This is a genomic window from Rhodohalobacter sp. 8-1, from assembly GCF_038150125.1.
Lineage (GTDB): Bacteria > Bacteroidota > Rhodothermia > Balneolales > Balneolaceae > SW132.
The window spans coordinates 143217-162762 of record NZ_JBBVMF010000015.1 but is presented as its reverse complement, the minus strand read 5'-3'; the positions used below and the strand labels follow the sequence as shown (position 1 = coordinate 162762).

The 19546-nt window shown below is 43.0% G+C and carries 17 protein-coding genes; 9 read left to right on the top strand and 8 right to left on the bottom strand.

All coding sequences use genetic code 11. The features are described 5' to 3' along the window. Positions 1-37: 37 nt before the first annotated feature. The 4 genes from AABW11_RS14570 to cphA all read right to left on the bottom strand — a co-directional run bounded on the left by AABW11_RS14570 (position 38) and on the right by cphA (position 5335). A complete protein-coding gene (locus AABW11_RS14570; protein WP_340105857.1) occupies positions 38-595 on the bottom strand; it encodes an AI-2E family transporter in 558 nt (185 codons plus the stop codon). A gap of 9 nt (positions 596-604) precedes the next feature. Further along, positions 605-2098 (bottom strand): M48 family metalloprotease, encoded by a 1494-nt coding sequence (locus AABW11_RS14565; protein ID WP_340105856.1) that lies wholly within the window; start codon positions 2096-2098, stop codon positions 605-607. Between the two features lie 120 nt (positions 2099-2218). Next, complete coding sequence (locus AABW11_RS14560) at positions 2219-2419, bottom strand: hypothetical protein (RefSeq protein ID WP_340105855.1); 201 nt, start codon at positions 2417-2419, stop codon at positions 2219-2221. A 228-nt stretch (positions 2420-2647) separates the two neighbouring features. Then, positions 2648-5335 carry a cyanophycin synthetase gene (gene cphA, locus AABW11_RS14555; RefSeq protein ID WP_340105854.1) on the bottom strand — a complete coding sequence of 896 codons (2688 nt, stop codon included), beginning with the start codon at positions 5333-5335 and terminating at the stop codon, positions 2648-2650. 617 nt (positions 5336-5952) lie between these two features. On the opposite strand from cphA, the gene AABW11_RS14550 reads away from it, so the two are divergent. Next, a complete protein-coding gene (locus AABW11_RS14550; protein ID WP_340105853.1) occupies positions 5953-6837 on the top strand; it encodes a cyanophycinase in 885 nt (294 codons plus the stop codon). Here the strand turns inward: AABW11_RS14550 and AABW11_RS14545 are convergent. The 3 genes from AABW11_RS14545 to AABW11_RS14535 form a co-directional block, all read right to left on the bottom strand. Next, a complete protein-coding gene (locus AABW11_RS14545) occupies positions 6821-7741 on the bottom strand; it encodes an isoaspartyl peptidase/L-asparaginase family protein (RefSeq protein ID WP_340105852.1) in 921 nt (306 codons plus the stop codon). The two genes, AABW11_RS14550 and AABW11_RS14545, sit on opposite strands and share 17 nt — an antisense overlap. 220 nt (positions 7742-7961) lie before the next feature. After that, on the bottom strand, positions 7962-8861 hold the full coding sequence (locus AABW11_RS14540; protein WP_340105851.1) for a sensor histidine kinase: 900 nt from the start codon (positions 8859-8861) through the stop codon (positions 7962-7964). Positions 8862-9603: 742 nt separating this feature from the next. Further along, positions 9604-10497 carry a sensor histidine kinase gene (locus tag AABW11_RS14535; RefSeq protein ID WP_340105850.1) on the bottom strand — a complete coding sequence of 298 codons (894 nt, stop codon included), beginning with the start codon at positions 10495-10497 and terminating at the stop codon, positions 9604-9606. Positions 10498-11016: 519 nt separating this feature from the next. On the opposite strand from AABW11_RS14535, the gene AABW11_RS14530 reads away from it, so the two are divergent. The 8 genes from AABW11_RS14530 (at position 11017) to AABW11_RS14495 (ending at position 18013) form a co-directional block, all read left to right on the top strand. Next, positions 11017-11466: a hypothetical protein gene (locus AABW11_RS14530; protein WP_340105849.1), complete on the top strand. Its 450-nt coding sequence runs from the start codon at positions 11017-11019 to the stop codon at positions 11464-11466. A 24-nt stretch (positions 11467-11490) separates the two neighbouring features. Next, entirely contained in the window at positions 11491-11646 is a 156-nt protein-coding gene (locus tag AABW11_RS14525; protein ID WP_340105848.1) for a lmo0937 family membrane protein, read from the top strand. A 133-nt stretch (positions 11647-11779) separates the two neighbouring features. Next, positions 11780-12058 (top strand): YtxH domain-containing protein, encoded by a 279-nt coding sequence (locus AABW11_RS14520; protein ID WP_340105847.1) that lies wholly within the window; start codon positions 11780-11782, stop codon positions 12056-12058. A gap of 142 nt (positions 12059-12200) precedes the next feature. Continuing rightward, a complete protein-coding gene (locus AABW11_RS14515; RefSeq protein WP_340105846.1) occupies positions 12201-12644 on the top strand; it encodes a hypothetical protein in 444 nt (147 codons plus the stop codon). Between the two features lie 391 nt (positions 12645-13035). Continuing rightward, the gene (locus AABW11_RS14510) at positions 13036-14103 is read left to right on the top strand and encodes a hypothetical protein (RefSeq protein WP_340105845.1); all 1068 of its coding nucleotides are present in this window, start codon (positions 13036-13038) and stop codon (positions 14101-14103) included. Between the two features lie 1631 nt (positions 14104-15734). Next, positions 15735-16310: a porin family protein gene (locus tag AABW11_RS14505; protein ID WP_340105844.1), complete on the top strand. Its 576-nt coding sequence runs from the start codon at positions 15735-15737 to the stop codon at positions 16308-16310. A gap of 178 nt (positions 16311-16488) precedes the next feature. Further along, positions 16489-17160, top strand: coding sequence for an OmpA family protein (locus AABW11_RS14500; RefSeq protein WP_340105843.1), 672 nt, complete (start codon positions 16489-16491; stop codon positions 17158-17160). Between the two features lie 268 nt (positions 17161-17428). Further along, positions 17429-18013: a Fic/DOC family protein gene (locus AABW11_RS14495; RefSeq protein WP_340105842.1), complete on the top strand. Its 585-nt coding sequence runs from the start codon at positions 17429-17431 to the stop codon at positions 18011-18013. A gap of 217 nt (positions 18014-18230) precedes the next feature. Here the strand turns inward: AABW11_RS14495 and AABW11_RS14490 are convergent, their stop codons facing one another. Next, positions 18231-19340 (bottom strand): fatty acid desaturase family protein, encoded by a 1110-nt coding sequence (locus AABW11_RS14490; RefSeq protein ID WP_340105841.1) that lies wholly within the window; start codon positions 19338-19340, stop codon positions 18231-18233. Between the last annotated feature and the right edge of the window lie 206 nt (positions 19341-19546).

Here is a 19546-nt window from a genome sequence, read left to right as displayed (position 1 = left end):
TGGCTCTATTCTCTTGTGATTAGATAATAAGAATGAATTACCCACACCGATCAACATAGACCCACATTTTCTTGTAATACAGCATGAAAAAGATAAAAACAGGCAGCAACCCGAATAAGGTTATTGTGCCTGTTGTGGCCTGCAGCAATGAACTTAGAAACTCACTTCCGGTATCAAATAGATTGTTTATACTGTTTGTTACATACTCTGTTTGTTTGCCCTGGGAAATACCGGTGAATCGTTCAAAGAAAATCGTGCCTTCAATCACTGACTCTTTTAGTTTTTCTGCGGCTTCAGGGATCTTATCAGTAAACCCTATGGCGCGTACTGTGAGCAGCGTCAACAGACCCGTCACGATCACGATGATCATAAGTAAAACAAGAACGATGCTAAAGGTTCGTCCCATTTTCCAGGTCTCAAATCTTGCTACAATCGGATTTAGAAGCATTGAGAAGATGGCGGCGAAAGCAAGAGGCATCAGAATAAATTTTCCAAAGCTTAAAGTGACCACCAACAAGCAGAGCCCAAACAGTATAATAGTCGACTTAAACCAGAATGGGTAGGTTACAGACGAATTGAGATTTTGATTTCGCATGAGAGGCTCTTATCTCGGAATCTTGATCCACGTGCCGCTCTCTATTCGCTCATCGAGTGCTACCTGGTTCATAATCGCAAGATCTTCTGCAGTTACGTTTATGGACAGGCTTTCAATATTCGCCGGAAGAAAGGACATGAATAAGTCCGACCGGGTCGTTTTGACGGTTTGAAGGCGAACCGGCTGAATATTCAAAATGCCTGAATCTGTCAGTTGCCTGAAGCCATTGGTAATCTCCACAAATCGAGGCACATAGGTTCCGAATTTTTCAAGTGTGGTATAGTTTATAAACCGATAAATCATCCCATCGTACTCTACAGAGTAAAGATAGAATTTGAGTTGGGTTCCATCCTCAGTCTGTCCGGTGGCTTCTGCCCGAAACGAGGTGAGGCCATTGCTTTCTGCATTTGATTTTCCAATGGTGATAATACCTTCCTGATTTAAAAATTCGTTAACCGAGGCCTCTGCTCCTGCCGACTCGCCATCAAGTGTCATAATCGACACGGCATCCTGGTCTCCGTTGACAATCGCTACCAGTGACCGCTGATTAATCACCTGCCAGCCGTCAGGGGTTGGAAATTGAAATTTCATTTCCGGGTGATAAAAATTGCCGCTTCGGGTAAATCCTTCCCGCGGATTTTCGCCGTAGATCAGATTGTTAAGCTTGCCCATATACTGATCTGTATTATCTATAGTCTGCTCATATCCTTTCAACCTCCACTCCTCGGCAAGCTCAGGGATACTGTTTGCCCGTTCTGCAGGGTCAGGATGGGTAGACTGCCAGTCAGGGATACTTTGTCCCGACTGTTTCGACATCCGCTCAAGCGACACAAAAAACTGGGCTCCTTCAGCTGCTTTATACTTTTGCATAGAGGCGTACTCTACGCCAAGACGGTCCGATTCCCTCTCATCCTCTCTGCCATAACTTAAAAACAACATTTGAGCTGCCTGACTGCCAATACCAAGAATATCACCCCCGGGAAGGCCCAGTAATTCACCGCCAACGGCTCCTCCGATTAGTGCAATTTGTCCTATCTGTTGCTCAAAGGCACGCTGGGAAGCATGACGTGCTAACACGTGGCCAATTTCATGCCCCAACACCACGGAGAGCTGGGCTTCATTATCAAGATGTGACAACAGGCCACGGGTTACATAAACATATCCTCCGGGCAGGGCAAATGCATTGACCACCGGGTTATCTAAAACACGAAAGTAAAATTCTGTGCCTGCATACTCAGACGGCGTGTCGGGTCGGTTCAGATGGCTGACGGCGAGCATTTCCTGACCAATATTATTGACATACGCAGAAAGCTCATCATTATCATATAACCCGTACTGCTGCTGGATTTGCAGATCGGCGTCTTTACCAATCTGTTTTTCCTGGTCCCAGCTGTAACCATACGCCCGCTTGTCTCCGGTTATCGCACTTTGCTGAATGCTGCATGCAGAAACGAAAAGCGTTAGTGTTACGAAAAGGCATAACTTAAATATGACGGATCGCATTATCGACCTCTCTTGCTTAATTTTTTTCTGTTTGTTGATACATGATATGGGATGCAGTCTTGGATGAGTCCATACATGTACTAATTTCAATCAATAACAGTATGCATCATCCCCATCGGATTATTTAGTCTTATAAATGGCAACTCCCACAACGAGAACAATGAGTGATATTAGAATCGGAACATAATCACCGGTGCTTACGGCAACATCTGCTCCCAATAACTCAAATGACTCTGAGTCATTCAGATATTCAATTCCAAAAAATATTACCCCAATCAATCCTGCTATACTCAGTATACCGCCTAATGTTTGTTTCATCATTTTCTTATTTAAATTTTTGGTCCCATAATAACAGCTATCTGCTACGTATCTTTTTGATGTTTCAATGTGGTTAGATTGGTGCATGTATGCATTATGCCCTATGTATAAATTGTTACATATATCACAGGGTTTTTTTGATAGAAGACAAATTTGGTTAGGTATCTGCACATACTCCAAACCCTCCAAGAGTTTTGAACTTTTGGAGAGTTTTCTGCGGAGAAATTTTAGTTACTCCTGCAAATATTTCATCTCTGCTGAAAGATCTTTTTCCGGATGAATAACCTTTCTAATCGACGTACTCTGTTTCCGTTTTTCCTGCAGCTGCATCTGTTTTAGCATGCTGATGACCTCATCAACATTTTCCACACAGAGCATCACAAGTGTGCCCGGCAGTGCATTGTCCATCGCAACCAGAAGCGCCTCTTTTTCATTTGGAATACACTCTACTGGCGGATTCAATCCTGATCGTTCTACGCCCCGTTTCACAATCGCTGATGATTCTCCGGCCGCTTTCCCCCTCAGATCGGTATCTTCACGGATAATAATGTTGCTAAAAAGTTCAGCTGAGAGCCGGCCAAGCTCAAGGCTGTCTTCTTCTCTGCGATCACCAAGGCCGCATATGATGCCCGTTTTGTAGCTATAGGATGAATGATCAATAAACTCCCTGATCGCTACCAGGCCCGCAGGATTATGGCAGTAGTCCACTAAAACATCGTAATCTTCAAATTGAAAGAGGTTCATCCTGCCGGGTGTTTGCTCCGGTGACGGCATAAAACTTTTCAGCGATTTACGGATCACGTCAGCAGATATCTTTTGTGTATAAGCCACTGCTACAGCCGCCAGAATATTCTCGATCATAAATCCCGCCCGCCCGCCAAAACTAAGCGGAATATTTTCAACATTTTCAATGACGAGTGAATCCGGCCCGTCCCAGATGGTAACGTTATTATCGGTAATAACAGCACAGATACCGCCGGCTTTACGGTGTTTTCTTAACCGCTCACTGTTATCCTTCATAGAAAAGAGTACCGGTGTGCACTGCACATTTTTCCGCATCGCATACACCCTGTCATCGTTGGCGTTTAGGATGGCGTAACCATCAGCATGCACGCTTTCCGGCACAACCGCTTTCACGTGTGCCAGCTGATCGAGAGTATGAATTCCTTTCATCCCAAGATGGTCGGCGGTTACATTGGTGACGACAGCAGCATCACACCTGTCAAATCCGAGCCCGGCCCGCAAAATCCCCCCTCTTGCGCACTCGAGTACAGCGGTGTCCACGGTTGGGTCTTTCAGAATCAACCGGGCACTTTTGGGGCCACCGCAATCCCCTTTCATAAGAAGCTCATCATTCACATAAATTCCGTCTGTTGTGGTGTAACCTACCCGCCGCCCCGCTTCTTTCATGATATGTGAGATCAACCGGGTTGTGGTTGTTTTTCCATTGGTTCCGGTGACGGCTATAAGGGGAATCCGGCTCTTTTTGTTCTCCGGGAACAGCATATCTAATAAAGGTGCGGCTACATTCCGTGGTTCTCCTTTTGAGGGATCGAGGTGCATTCGAAATCCCGGCGCGGCATTTACTTCCAGTACAACGCCTCCTGTGTCAGCCAGGGGTTTTGTTAATGTTGGGGCAATCAGATCTATGCCACAAATATCAAGACCAATGATCTTGCTGACTCGTGAGGCCGTCTTCACCACTTCCGGATGCACCCGGTCGGTGACATCTTCGGCAGTCCCTCCTTTGCTCAGGTTCGCTGCATAATCTAAATAAAGCACCTCATCACTCTTCAAAACGGTTTTTAGGGTATAGTTTTTTTGAGATAAAATGAATCTTGCGGCGGGTCCCACATGGATTTTTGTAAGAACGTTTTCGTGGCCCTCTCCCCGTTTGGGATCACTATTCACCTCTTTAACTAATTGCCGGACAGATGACTTTCCATCACCCACCACATGCGCCGGCGTACGTTTTGCGGCAGCGGCCAATTCTCCGTCAATCATCAATAGGCGATAGTCGTAGCCGGGGATGTATCTCTCGACAATCACCCGCTCAGAAACTGTGGATGCAAATCTGAACGCTTTTTCAGCCTGCTCTGCGGTCGTAATATTTGTTGTAACGCCCCGTCCCTGGTTTCCATCTGCCGGTTTAATTACAAGAGGAAATCCCAGGGAATCAATGGAATCTACCAGTTCATCTGATGATTCTACCGCAGCACCATCGGCTATCGGCACCGACATGCTCATTAACAGATCGCGGCAACTCTCCTTATTGCACGCTATTTCCACGGCAGTATAGCTGGTTGATGAAGTGACTGTTGCGGATATTCGCTTTTGATTGCTGCCATACCCCAACTGCCAGGACGAATTGTCCTCCAGTTTAATGGCCGGTATATTACGCAAAGCAGCTTCGCTAAGAATCGATGCTGTGCTGGGTCCCGGAGTGTTTTCAGCCTTCGTATTCCTGATCTCTTTTACATGCTTATCAAGATCAGCTTCCGTTCCATACACCAGGTGCTGTGCAATCAAAACAGCTTTTTCTGCAGTGAGCCGCCCCGACTCTTCATCTGTGCAATCAAACACAACATAATAGTGTCCCTCTTCACCGGTTCCCCGGGTTCGTCCAAATCCGGCTTCAATACCGGCCATAACCTGCAGCTCTATTGCGATATGTTCTATGACGTGACCAATCCATGTGCCATCTTTTACCCTCGCAAAAAAACCACCCCGTTCCCCTTCCGAACAGTGATGCTCATAAAGGCCTGGAATGAGCTCTGTTATACGTTCATGAAATCCGTCTATTTCATTTGTAGGCCGGTATTCCAGGTCACCGATATCAAGCTGCATCACAACAAGCGGGAACCTTTTTACTGACCATTTATTAGGACCAGACATCACATTTATGTTCAGAATATTCATCAGATTTTTTTATTGAAAAATTTTGATACAAAATTGCAGAATATTCAATCTATTAAATAGATGGTGATTTAAGGTTACAGGATTCCCACCTCTTGTTACATATACCCTACTGTTGTGTCATTGATGAAATGTCGTAAGCAACCTGAGCACCCACCGGATCTGACAGCATTGGTTATTGACGCTGACATCCCGACCGCTGTCGGGACGGAAAGCACCGGGAATGCTGTCAGGTCTTTATGCGACAAATGAGAATTGACATGATACTACTCTTATTCTGGTGCAAACAGCTTTCTAATAAAATGACCCACTATAAAGGCTATTCCCAGATTGAAATATCCAAACAAAGAAAATTTTACTACTGAAAAGTTAGCTACCTTCGGATAATAATCTCAGTTCGTTTAATAAATTTTTTAAAAGATCAAAAAAAGTCTCCCTTAACAAGGGGAGATTGAGAGGGGTGTCTATCGGATTTTACCAGAATCTGATAAACATCCCCCTAATTCCCCCTTTTCTCCCAAAGGGATCCCTAGCGGGGTAAGGGGGACTCTTTCTTTTATGATTAAAAAATCGAACTCAGGCTTATACTATTATGACCAAATCTTGCAGAATCCATCTCAATGAAAACACCCATTGGAACGCTGATTGCCATTGGTGGCAATGAGCAAAAAAAGTTTAAGAAAACAGATGAGAGTTTTCATACCCAATTTGGGGAGGGGTTCATCCTTCAGGATATCATTAACAATTCCGAAGTATCTAAACCACGCATTGAGGTGATCACCAGCGCCTCCGAAATTCCTGAGATCGTCGGTAAAAAATATAAAGAATCATTTCTGAGGCTGGGAGTGGAAAACGTCGGCATTTTAGATATCCGTGATCGTGACGAAGCAGATCTGTCTTCTACACTGGATAGGATAAACAGTTCGGATATCATCCTCTTTTCAGGGGGAGATCAGAGCAAGATCAGCCGGATTATAAAAGATACGCTGACCCATCAATTGCTCCGAAAACGTTATCAAAATGAAAAATTCACCATCGCGGGAACCAGTGCCGGGGCGGTTGTTATGTCTGATGAGATGATTTCAGGAGGGCGAAATGGCACTATTCTAAGAAAAAATGATCTCAACATGGGGAAGGGACTGGGCTTAATGAGTGAGGTTATTTTCGACAGCCACTTCATCAAAAGGCACCGGTTTGGCAGGCTTGCGGAAGCTGTTGCCCGGCATCCCGGGAAACTGGGTGTGGGGTTGGGCGAGGATACCGGCGTTATTATCAGGGAGGGAAATATTTTAGAAATTATCGGATCGGGAATGGTTGTCATCTTTGACGGCAGCAACCTTACTTATAATCAATATGATAAATTGAAGAAACGAATACCGGTCTCTCTTGCTAATTTGACGGTACATATCCTGGCTACGCAAGACAGATACAACATCCGGGAGAAAGTTGCACGGATTCATTACGATACAAGGCATCATAACCCGCCAATCAAAAAATCCGGGTGATGGTTTGGGTCTTATTTTTCATGCCTCTGTACATCCCTTCGGTATTAAAAGGCATGCAAATGTTACCTGAAGAATCAACAGCGATCAATCCGCCTTCACCGCCTGCTCGTTTTAATGTTTCATGTATCACTTGATTTGCGGCCTGTTCGAGGGTTTTGCCGCCATATTCCATCCTGCATGAGACATCATGGGCCACCACTCCGCGAATGAAATGCTCCCCATGGCCCGTACAGGATATTGCGCAGGTGCTGTTGTTTGCATAGGTTCCCGCTCCAATCAGAGGGCTGTCGCCCACCCGTCCCCACGCCTTGTTTGTCATACCGCCGGTTGATGTTGCAGCGGCCACATTCCCATCAGTATCTACGGCCACAGCTCCCACAGTCCCAAATTTAACTCCCTCCCCGGAATGATCCAGTGTCATCTCTCCACCACCCTTCATTTCCTGCCACTGATCGTACCGAAGCTGGGTGAAAAAATAGGAATCCGGCTCAAATTTAAAATCGTTTTGGCGCGCATATTCTATCGCTTCCTCCCCTGCAATCATCACAAAGGGTGTGTTTTGAAGAACATCATAGGCTACCAAAACCGGGTTTTTTACTCCCTGCAGGCCTGCTACTGCACCCGCTTTAAGTGTTTTCCCATCCATGATAGCCGCATCCATCTCATGCTGACCTTTTGCCGTAAACACCGAGCCTTTGCCTGCGTTAAACAGGTCACAGTCTTCCAGGATTGTCACCGCTTTACATACACTCTCCGTAGCTGAATGTTCTTTAGTCAACATTTCAAAACCAACATCTAAGGCGGCAGTCAGAGCATCGAGGTACTGTTTCTTTAATTTAGAGTCTTTGGCGTCAAACGTGATTGTTCCGGATCCGCCGTGAATGGCAATTGCGGGTAATTTCATTAATTTGGAGGGTAAGTGGAATTTTTCCCAAAAGAGAAGTTCTCTGTTCGATGTAAAATAATGATTGTGAAAGTCATCTTTCCCGATTATAGCTGGAGCACTAACATTGGGGTTTTGCAGGTATTCGTCGGATGATTTATATCAAAAACCCGGGTAAAGTGGAGTCAACATGTCAATCATAGATGACTCACTCGTTGACTGTTCACAAAAATTACCCCCTCTACTTTTGAGATCCATTCAGTAACAAGGCCCCGTCTTTAAGGGTAAAGCTGGATGTGTTTATTCGGTTCAGATTATTATCTGGAAGTGGAAACGATAATGAAAATATTGTTCCTGAGTTTTTATCGCTCTTCACATCAATATGACCATCCTCATCTGAAACCATTTTCTTGACGTGCTGCAGCCCGATACCAAAACTCTGTTCCCCGTTGGTGCCATTCGCCCTTTCAACGGGCTTGCCCTGATTAAATGCAGATACCTGGTCAGGCAACATTCCTTTCCCGCTATCCACTACCGTTATATTTAACGTGGTTTGATCATCACCTTCATCCAGGGTAAAAACCACGTTTACGGAGCCGCCAGACGGAGTGAATTTGACAGCATTCGAAACTAAGTTTCCGGCAATCTGAATCAAATTAATATAGAAATCAGGTGTTAGCCGTATCTCTGTATCGATATAGGTTCTCAGCGACAGCGAGAGATCTTTATTTTGTGCCATTGGAAGATACAAGCGGTTAATCTCCAACATAGCAGACGAAAGTTTTCGATCGATATTCTTGCTGCCCCCCTCTTTTTGAGACTCTCCTACAAGCAACGTCCCATTTACAAGATTCAATAGGGATTGGGCAGATTCCTTAATTATATTCAGATCGCTGGTTCTTACTTTGACAATGTCATCTTCTTCAATAATCAGCAGGTCCATCATTCCGGTAATGCCGCCAAGCGGACTTCGAATATCATGATTAAGATTTTTCATGCGGCTTTTTAGTAAATCTAATTCTGATAGCACCTGTATATATTTCTCTTCAAGCTCATAATGATCGTCAACCAGCCGGGCAATATTTCGCAGCTGCTTTTCTTGATCAGATTTTATTGATGAATCATTTTTATGTTTATCCATTTCTTCCAACTTTACTTGTGGTTAACACGGAACACAATCATATTAAAAGATAGCAACCACTAAACCATTGTAATAACTACTGATACTGTTACATAAATCGCAGATTTTTCGATTAGATTATGTCATTTCACTGAACAGGTAATGAATATCATCATTTTATTCTGGTGTTTAATATTGGTTTGATAGCTGTAGAGGGATTTGAAAATAAAATAGAAGAGAGTGTGAATAACCAGCTATTAGGCCGGGTAAAGGCAGTAGCTCCAAAATACGGTCAATTATTTTTTGGTTCTACGGGAAACCTTGTGGGTACATAAAAATAGCCGGTGTTCAGCTTCTCTTAAAGTCCTCTCAAGACAGTTGGATCAATAAGTTCGCAAAACCAATCACTGGTGTCATTCGATAGAACATCATGTATTGCTTTTACAGATTCTTCATAAACCGGAAAATCACCGTTTTATTCAGAATGACCATTATTCGGCAAGGATGGAGGGCGGCGTGAAGAAATAACGAGGTAAAAAGCAACGACTGAGCCTACGCCGCCCGCTTGTCATCCCATGAACGTGTCATCATGATCAAGCCATTGTAGTTGATGGCGCAGAGAAGGATCTGCAAAAGCAATGGCTTACCATTTGAATTATTTTTTTAAATAATATTGATAGATTAGCCTTTAATCTTGAAAACCATCTTGCATTGAAAAACAACACAATCGATGAAATGAACACGAAGAAACTATACGGTAAAATTAGCCTGGGGAGATGTTCACAACCGAAGTTCCGTTTTTAACCTTAGTGTGAGCGATATTTTTCAGGGTTAAATTATTTTCAGAAATTGGAAATGATAATGAAAATTTTGACCCTGACCCAATACCGCTTTTCACCAAAATTTGGCCGTCGTCTTCTGAAACCATTTGCAGGACGTGCTTAAGCCCAAGTCCATAGCTTTGTTCCCCATTGGTCCCCTTGGATCTTCTTACCGGTTCGCCCAGATTAAACGCGGATACCTGGCCAGCCGACATACTTTTCCCTGTATCAGTAACAGTCATATTCAGCATACTGGGATTTTCGCTTCGATCCAGTCTGAAAACCACATTGACCGAACCTTTGTCCGGTGTAAATTTGATAGCATTCCCAATTAAATTCCCAATGATCTGTATCAGATTAATAAAAAAATGGGATGGCAGATGTATTTCTGTGTCGATCTGGCTATTCATCGAAAGAGAAACACCTTTATTTTGTGCCATTGGAAGATACAACCGATTGATCTCCGAAATAACGGAAGAGAGTATTCTGTCGATATTCATGCTTTCATGAATATTCTGATCTTCCAGTGTACCATTTATAAGGTCCATTAAGGATGCAGCAGATTCCTTAATCATCATCAGATCTTTGGTGTTTACCTCAATCTGATCTTTATCTTTGATAAGCAACAGGTCAATCATTCCGGTAATAGCTCCAATCGGGCTCCTAACATCATGATTCAGATTTTTTACGCTGTTTTTAAGATGATTTATTTTAGAGGAGACCAGTATGTACCTGTTCTCAAGCTCCTGTACCTCGTCCATCAGCCGGGCATTATCCTGGCCCTGTTTATTTTGTTCAGGTTTTCCAGACTGATCTTTCTTAATACGTTTATCCATGAGTTAACGATTTCTCAGATTATAATTACGCTAAAAATAGACGATAGTAAGCAGCTCACCATTACATAAGCCACAGTTAAAAATTAGACATACCACATGGTTTTATCGTAGTACAGACGGTTCAATTCCGGGGTTTTTTGAGGGGTGTGATCGTGTGATGCCGCTGTACCGGCTCTCAATCAATTTGTTCAAGCTAATCAAAGTAATGGTTGATTACTATCTCATTAATTATTAGAGGTGAAACAGGATAAATAACCCAGCACCTGTTAAATATATAACTTCAAATCGCCGCTGTATAACACTTCTCTCTTAAATTCCTCACACATTGCATGTGTGGAAATACTATCACGCCAAAAACTTAGTGGTAGTGGGTTAATTTTTGAAACCGTATTGGATGCAGATCTAAGATCGGATGTACAAACAACCCTTTTTTTAAAATTCTGCCCCCTAAATAACTCGCCCTGAATGTCGTCCTTTAAGAAAGTTTAAAATCAAACAAACAACAAAATCAAAATACTTATGAAACAGATACCTGGAATACTTACAACCGTCACACTTTGTGCAGCAATTTTTCTGACCGGTTGTGATAGCTCGTCTAACAAAATGGATGAGGCTGAAACAGCGGTTATCGAAGCAAACCGCGATTTGGAGATCGCCACAAGTGAGGTGGTAGCAGAGCTCCGAATCTACAGAGAAAAAAATGCGGATCGGATAATGGAGTATAATCGCGCCATAAGTGATATAAAGAAAAAAATTAATAATGAATCCAAAAGCGATATCAAAGCCAGATATGAAACAAAGCTTGATGGATTTGAAGCCACCCATCGCGACCTCAAACGTGAAATGGACAATTACGAAGCTTCAGGAAAAGAAAACTGGGATGACTTCAAGGTTAACTTCAGCAACAAAATGGATGATCTTGGTGACTCATTGAATGATTTCTTTGCCGCTGCCAATACCACTAATTAACATTAATCATACATATAAAATATCATGGGAAATCTATTATATCTCGTTGCCGTCGTTTTAGTAATCGCTTGGTTAGTCGGATTTGTTGGCTACAGTACAGGCGGCATTATTCACGTCCTGTTGGTCATTGCTGTTATTGCAGTACTGCTTCAGGTGATACAGGGCAGAAGAATTCTATAACAAAGCGGGAGAAATCGATTCGGCAAATTGTCTGTCCGTTACTTTTCGGGCATTCAATCGTCTCCGCAATCATATCAAAAGATTCAACTAAATTGTGTTCAATCATCAAATAAATCTAAAAAGAAAAAACAGTATGAAAATCTCATCTATCATTTTAACAGCTCTTGTTGCGGGAACCGCAGGCGTTATCGCCGGAACTCTGTTTGCACCCGTTAAAGGATCAAAAACGAGGGGCAGAATTGCAAAGAAAGGCCAGGAATACAAAGAGTACGTTCAAAATAACTTCGATGACTTAGCTGACTCTGTTTCTCATCCATTTGAAAACCTGGAAGACGAAACGATGAGGTTAGGCAAAAAAGCTCTTGCAAAAACGAAAATAATTAAGGCAGAAGTTAAACAACAACTAAACTAAGAAAATAACAAAGATCTTTGTTATAATATGTGTGAAAGACCTCTATAGAACAAAAACTTAAAACCGTTGCTGTTCTGAAAATTTTAATCTCCCACACGTTCTAACGCAGACACAATAACTATTACGCTAAATCAACACCATTATGAAAACAATCAATACCATATTCGCTTCCTTACTTCTGTTATGTGCATTTCATACAGCATCTATTGCACAATCAACAAACGTTACCGAAACCTTTAAAAAGCATTTTAATGAAACTGTTGAGAATGTTCATGATGCAGAAAATGCAGACGAAAAAAGAGCCATTTTAAATGACTCGTTCAACAAAATGATTAAAGCGTTAGATAAAATTGAATCGCGGGCTTCTCTTACTGAAGAAGAACGCGCGGGACTCAATACTTATAGACTCGGTCTGACGGAAAAATTGAGCGAATTAAACGGTTTGGATGGTTTTAATGACATCAATGATGAAGACCTGGATGACTTCTCCAATTTCTCCCAGGATTTCGTTGAACAGGCCGACCGGACCGTTACCATTGGTGTAACCACTGCCCTTTTGATTCTTATCATACTGCTGCTTTTATAATTCCCATCAACTCTGTGAATTGAAATTGCTTGAGAAAAAAAGTCCCTTTCTGCCTTCTTTTGGATTGATTCCATCGGATAGTGGAGGGGACTCTTTTCATTTATCCAGGTGTGGTGTTGGTTCGTAAAAGGCCGGAATTATTCAATGCCAAAGCTATTTATATACAGTAAAAATGAATGAATTCACACCTATCACGTTCCCGATTTTGCCACGAGGGTTCTTTAAGAATTGAATCGTTGTTTGTAATCATTGGCAAGTACTAATGCATTTAAAACCTTCGTGTATCTTTGGGCCTTTGTGTCCTCGTGGCAAAATCGGAGCTATAGTACGCAGAACAATTATTAACAGGGCTACTTACATACACCCTGTTGTGGCAGAACCATTTCTACTCATGAAAAACTTTATTCTTTCCCTGATTCTTTTTGCCGGGCTCATTATTTCAGGATGCAGCCACACATCGGAATTAAGCATGAAAACCCTGCCCGAAAATCAATCGGCTATTAGCTATTCAGTAACCTATTACATCCACGCCGATTCTGATTACCTGTATCACACACCTGACGGTAAACCGGTGCGGGAAAATTCTAAGATACTTACCACCGCATTTGACGTGGCTGAGGCAGCACATTCAGGCGAAGTGTTTATTTACCATCAGCGGCCGGAAAGAAAATTCTTAGGCCTCTTTCCACGGAAAAGCAGCCGGTTTTATCACTATAAAAACGGGCAGCTCATTAACCGGGTAAACTATCGCCATCCGGATAAAAAGGAAGCTTTTCTTGCTACCGAAGCGCAATTAATGAAGCAATACCGGGCTCATAACCGGACTGAGACCCATCAGAATTACTTTCTCTATTCTGGTCATGAACTTCCATCGGAAAACGGTTTTGGATACCATCAAACACTGCCTGATATAAATGTGAATACGGCAGCATTTGCCAAAGGTATTCAGAATTTCTTATTGTCGGATGACGATCGGTTCAGTCTGGTCGTTTTATCAACATGTAATAACGGCACGCCTGCGATGGCTGACCACCTGGCACCCTTTACGGATCTGATGCTTGCCTCTCCGCAAAACTTACACCTCTCCCACATAAATTCAGATGCTATAGCCAAACTGGAAACAGAACCGGGGACGTCACCCACTCAGATAGCCCATTCAATGGCAGAGCAAACGTTTGAGCGATTGGAAGAAACGGTTCTTACCACCATAACACTTGCCCTGTACGACTTTAAAGACGTTCGGGCCTATATCAATTCTCTTGCCTCACTCACTGCATCTGATGAAATTCCGGATCCTTCCATACAATTTCAGGACAATGTAGATTGTGCGATGTTGTCGCTCCCGGATTCTGCACGTTTCCGTGAAGGCGTGGAAACATGGTTCAAACCGGCTCGTTTTGGCAGGCAATCGGGTCGGAATACGCATTCCGGGTGGGGATGCAAACCGGGCGTGCGTTAATAAACTGATTTGATTTAGCGATTTTTGAGATGTAGCGACGTAGCGAATTCCGATTGGTGATACTCCAACCTTTATCAACGGTGTCTGACAAACTGCACCAAGTGCAACGTGACAGTATTACTAAGAGATACCTACTTGAGACCTTACGATAAACATAAATATTCTTGACTTCTGCACTTTTTTGGAGTCATAATTTTGGGCATTGAATATCAATGACTTACGCTTTAAAAATTGATCACTGGGGTGTCCCGATTTTTGATCCATTTTTGCGGTAATCTCGATCAGGAAAAAGGTCTCCGGCCTTGATGGGTAGAGGATTAGCATGGGTTGCACCACAGCACGGGAAAAATCGCAATGAGCGCTTACGCAGTGAGCATTATCATTGTGTACCCGTGCGGGACAACCCGTGCCCGGAAGCCATCACAGCCGGGAGTTTTTGCATACTTTCTTCTTTTGGTCCCGCTCCTGCGGGGTGGCGGTCCACCTGTCCCCGCGGAGAAAGTATGGGGAGATAACGCCACGTTAGGCATCTGTCATTGGTAGGCCCCAATTTTGCCCCGAAAACGGGCAACACCATTTAAACAGTGACCGATTAAGAGGATCCATGCAAGAATACCATAGATTTCACTCCAGAAGAAGAGATTTCGGCGTACCAGTATATCGCACGTTTAATGTTCTGCAATCACCCCATGATGAATCCACGGATTAGTTCTATCATGCCTCCTTCGACAAGATCCATTGCTTCTGCGGAATTAAACGCCTCGGAGCCCCTGGATTGTCTGCTCATCTTAACCCCGCACTGCGCGCCGACGCCGTAGGCATCCCTTATACCGGAAGAACCACGGCGCTTATGCGGGGCTATTAAGCTGACGCCCCTGCCAGGGGCTTGTTGTTACGCGCAGGCGCGAAACCGGACCTGGAGTGATAAGCGACAAGACATGTTCTCAATTAATTAAATCTTCACAATCTGTCATTGATAGCAACTAATTTTGCCCAAAAACGGGGCAACACCATTTAAAAAGTGACAGAGCAGATCCAGTCCTGTTCAAGAAATATTGTTTAGGACGCTAAGGTGTCCGGCCTTGATGGGTGGAGGGATAGCATGGGGTGCACCCCAGCACGGGAGAAATCGCTACGAGCGCTCACACAGTGAGCATTCTCGTAGTGTAACCGTGCGGGGCAACCCATGCCCGGAAGCCATCACAGCCGGGAGTTTTTGCATACTTTTGGCGGTCCAAAAGTATGGGGAGAAAACGTCATGTTTAGAATCTGTCACTGGTAGTTGTAGAAATGTAGTCTGCCCATCAGCTTTCTATAATCATTACAGTTACCTCTTAACCGGGTGTCCCAGTGCGGAAGTCAGGAGTATTACTAAGAGATTCCTACTTGAGACCTTACGATAAACATAAATATTTAGTCTATCACAGAGCGCTTCTTGTTCATTCTGTCTTGTATCGGAACTCCTGCGAAGAAACAAAACGACTTCCCCCCGGTGAATTTATACGTGATCTATATAAGATCTTACATTCTTTTCGTAACACTTCCGGATTAAAAACCATGCATTTTACCTGCAATTGAAAGGATTCCAAAAGGTGGAAATTAACCTGCCAAGAACTTTGAAAAACAATACCATGAAATTTTATTTGATTACAATGATAACCACACTGTTTATGGCTGTGGGCACAGTAAGTGCACAAAATGTAAATATCGGTACGAAGATAGGTCTGAATTCACATACAATTAACAGTGACAATAACTCTGACTTTGACTCAAGAATTGGGATTCATGCAGGTTTGATTGGTCATATCCATCTGAACAACGAGTTTGCTCTGCAACCTGAAATTATGTATTCCATGCAGGGCGCAAAGAGTGGTAATACTGAATTAAAGCTGGATTACATTAACATTCCGGTTCTCGCTCAATATATGTTTGATAATGGATTTAGATTACAGGCCGGGCCGCAGTTAGGATTTTTGATTAACGCTAAAGGCGAAAACAATGACTCTTCCAACGATCTTAAAGATGATTTTAAATCTCTGGATGCAGGATTAAGCTTTGGCGTGGGGTATATTCATCCGCCGACCAGCTTTGGAATTGATGCCAGGTATAATTTAGGAATAAGTGATATCTCAGAAAGTGCGAACGTAGAAACAACAAACAGAGGATTTCAGATAGGAATCTTCTACCTCTTTAATCATTCAGATTAATTCTGTCGCAACGTTGTCAGAATTTGATGTCTGTTGAGCTGCTTCATGCAAATGAAAAAGCAATACTTCACCACGAATATAAATACCGAATCAAACACTTTTAGACAGGCAATGAATTGGCATCAAATAGCTGGTTCAGTGCCTTTTTTCCACTAATCAAATTTTAAAAATCAACACTATGAATAGTACAAAAGTATCAGTTTTTATATCGATGTTATTAGCTGTTGCCCTGTTAGCAACAGGTTGTAAGAGCATAAGTAATACCACTAAAGGCGTAGTAATCGGAACAGGAGGAGGCGCGGCCGTTGGTGCTGTTATTGGTAAAACCCTTGGCAATACGGCTGCCGGTGCTATTGGCGGAGCGGTTGTTGGCGGCACTGCCGGAGCAATCATCGGCGGCAATATGGACAAAAAAGCCAGAGAACTGGAAGAAGAGATGGATGGCGTTACAGTGCAGCGTGTTGAAGAAGGAATTGCTGTCAGCTTCGATAGCGGTATACTTTTTGACTTCGACTCATCTACTCTGCGCCGGGAAGGTAATGATAATCTCCGGAAACTGACGACAATTGTAAAGCGCGATGAAGATACCATTTTAATGATTGTTGGCCATACAGACTCAAGAGGCGACGAGAATTATAACCTGCAGCTGAGTGAACGCCGCGCGCAATCAGCAAAAACATTTCTTGTCTCTCAAAGGCTTTCCTCATCAAGAATCGAAATTGTTGGCAGGGGCGAGTATGAGCCTATTGCCGAAAACGAAACTGATGCTGGAAGACAGGAGAACCGCCGGATTGAAGTTGCTATTTATGCAAGTCCGGAATATGTGGAACAGGTGAAATCAAATAACTAACGTGGGTTCAGGGCTCAGGGCTCAGGGCTCAGGGCTCAGGGCTCAGGGCTCAGGGCTCAGGGCTCAATATAAAAATTAGGTGAGAGAGAGCCTCCCCTCCTTCGTAACTCACGTTAAATAACGGCTCCGCAAATAACCGGCACCGTTTCGGTTTATTGATAAATAGCGTCTTCCAAAACTACCACAGAAAACCGAAAAAGCAAGTCGGTGTCCGGTTGATTTGCTTTGTTATAATGCGATTCCCCCCATTTTATAGTATTATTGAACCATGAAATACTATACTCCGAAATCAGAAGATGAAATACTACCGAATAAACTCGCATTAAAAGATCCCGAGAAAATCGCAGAAGAAGAATATCGTGGATTTTTGCGAGCTGAAATCAACTTTGAATCGGAGCTGGATAATATAGGCCAATTTAATTGGGATGTTATTTCATCGATTCACAAAGCAGCTTTTGAACATCTATATGAGTTTGCTGGCCAATTACGACAGGTAAATATATCAAAAGGCGGGTTCATGTTTCCTGCCGCTAAATTTCTGCCATCTGCCGTCAAGGAATTTGAAAAAGAATTTCTAAATCCATTACCAGACAAATTTGAGGAATATGATCAATTGATCAATCATGTTGCGCCTCTTCATGCTGAACTTCTTTTTATTCATCCATTCCGGGAGGGAAATGGGCGTACAGCAAGACTTTTTGCCGACTTGATTGCTTTAAAGAGTGGGTATGACCGCTTTAATTTTGAAAAGATTACCGAGAAAAGAATGCCGGAATATATTTCAGCAGTTCAGACAGCAGCAGACAAAAACTATGAAACGATGACCAAGCTATTCAGGAGTTTGAAGAAGTAGAACTGTTTTGAAACTCCCGCACCACTTCACGTCGAATTTGTTCTGCTCTTTTCTTTGGAATATTCATTCCCTCAATACGAAATGAAGCTCTTTGTGACTTCATGGCCTCGCGGGAAATGGAGTCAATATTTTTCTTTTTGATAGCTGATTTCATGTTCATATAATACAAAAATTTGAGCTCAAACTGTAGCTTTAAAAGAGCATTATAACATACCCTTTATGCCGCTGCTTCAGAGTATTCAAATTCGGGATCACCAAACTTCTTGAGGGTTCGGTAGTGGGAGGCCACGGCTTCAAAAAAAGTTTCGTGGTGGTTGTATGGGATATTGAACTCTTTTGCAGTCTTTTCTACGATCGGGCTAAGGGCCGGATAGTGAACACTGCATACTCTTGGGAACAGATGATGCTCAATCTGAAAATTCAGTCCGCCCACAAACCAGCAGAGCGCCTTATTATCGCGGGCAAAATTATTGGTGGTCACCATTTCGTGGATCATCCAGTGTTCGTCGATCATATTCTCTTCATCGGGCAGCGGATGATCGGTCTCCTCAACCACATGAGCAAGCTGAAAGATGATTCCGACAATCAATCCCGCCGTCAGCTGCAGTGTCAAAAATCCGATGGCAAGCTGTATCCAGGTGATATCGAGCAATAACATCGGTAAAACCAGCATATAGGTATAAAACGCTGCTTTAGTTGCAAACAGGATAATCCATTCACTTACCGCGTGATTCTTGCTGTTATAGGGTCCGATATTCGTTTTCAGAAAGTTTTTATAGTCTTTCACAAACACCCAGAATACCATGGCCAGGCTATAAGCAAAAAAGGCCAGAACATGCTGAACCCGGTGGATCATTTTATGTTCGGAATGAGGTGAGAGCCGGATGAACCCCGCCACTTCAAGATCTTCATCGTGCCCGTGAATGTTGGTATAGGTGTGATGGATGATGTTATGGGTAATCTTCCAGATGTATCCGTTTGCCCCAAGCATATCGAAGGTGAAGCCCAGCGTACGGTTTACAGCATTGTTGGATGAGTACGCTCCGTGAAGGGCATCATGCGAAATAGAAAACCCGATACCTGCCGCGGCAACCCCCATCAAAAAGGTTAGAAACCACATTGTGTTTAAAGAAAACTGGCCTGAGGTGATTAGGGCATAAGAGCCAAGGAACAGGGTGAGCATAATAATGGTCTTGATAACCATCTGTGCATTCGCATGCTTCGAAAGATCATTCTCCTCAAAGTATTGATCAACTCTTTGTTTAACGGTTTTACTGAATTCGCGGCTTGTGCGATTGTTAAACGTAACTTTTTCTACAACGGCCATAGTGATATTTGCTGATGATTAATGCGTACAGATACTAAAAATGGTCATACAATGATGAGAGAACATTACATAAGTTTTGAGCAAGCTTACATATATCTCACATTTTGTTGAAAATATAAGCTACAAAAAATGAAACAACCAATTGGTTAAACAGTGAGGCAGCTTACCTGAAAATTGAATTACCACCTATATCGGAAGAAATCGAT

Bases quoted from the DNA above. Each gene is read 5' to 3' on its own strand.
- AABW11_RS14570 (WP_340105857.1), bottom strand. From the start codon at position 595: ATGCGAAATCAAAATCTCAATTCGTCTGTAACCTACCCATTCTGGTTT.
- AABW11_RS14565 (WP_340105856.1), bottom strand. From the start codon at position 2,098: ATGCGATCCGTCATATTTAAGTTATGCCTTTTCGTAACACTAACGCTT.
- AABW11_RS14560 (WP_340105855.1), bottom strand. From the start codon at position 2,419: ATGATGAAACAAACATTAGGCGGTATACTGAGTATAGCAGGATTGATT.
- cphA (WP_340105854.1), bottom strand. From the start codon at position 5,335: ATGAATATTCTGAACATAAATGTGATGTCTGGTCCTAATAAATGGTCA.
- AABW11_RS14550 (WP_340105853.1), top strand. From the start codon at position 5,953: ATGAAAACACCCATTGGAACGCTGATTGCCATTGGTGGCAATGAGCAA.
- AABW11_RS14545 (WP_340105852.1), bottom strand. From the start codon at position 7,741: ATGAAATTACCCGCAATTGCCATTCACGGCGGATCCGGAACAATCACG.
- AABW11_RS14540 (WP_340105851.1), bottom strand. From the start codon at position 8,861: ATGGATAAACATAAAAATGATTCATCAATAAAATCTGATCAAGAAAAG.
- AABW11_RS14535 (WP_340105850.1), bottom strand. From the start codon at position 10,497: ATGGATAAACGTATTAAGAAAGATCAGTCTGGAAAACCTGAACAAAAT.
- AABW11_RS14530 (WP_340105849.1), top strand. From the start codon at position 11,017: ATGAAACAGATACCTGGAATACTTACAACCGTCACACTTTGTGCAGCA.
- AABW11_RS14525 (WP_340105848.1), top strand. From the start codon at position 11,491: ATGGGAAATCTATTATATCTCGTTGCCGTCGTTTTAGTAATCGCTTGG.
- AABW11_RS14520 (WP_340105847.1), top strand. From the start codon at position 11,780: ATGAAAATCTCATCTATCATTTTAACAGCTCTTGTTGCGGGAACCGCA.
- AABW11_RS14515 (WP_340105846.1), top strand. From the start codon at position 12,201: ATGAAAACAATCAATACCATATTCGCTTCCTTACTTCTGTTATGTGCA.
- AABW11_RS14510 (WP_340105845.1), top strand. From the start codon at position 13,036: ATGAAAAACTTTATTCTTTCCCTGATTCTTTTTGCCGGGCTCATTATT.
- AABW11_RS14505 (WP_340105844.1), top strand. From the start codon at position 15,735: ATGAAATTTTATTTGATTACAATGATAACCACACTGTTTATGGCTGTG.
- AABW11_RS14500 (WP_340105843.1), top strand. From the start codon at position 16,489: ATGAATAGTACAAAAGTATCAGTTTTTATATCGATGTTATTAGCTGTT.
- AABW11_RS14495 (WP_340105842.1), top strand. From the start codon at position 17,429: ATGAAATACTATACTCCGAAATCAGAAGATGAAATACTACCGAATAAA.
- AABW11_RS14490 (WP_340105841.1), bottom strand. From the start codon at position 19,340: ATGGCCGTTGTAGAAAAAGTTACGTTTAACAATCGCACAAGCCGCGAA.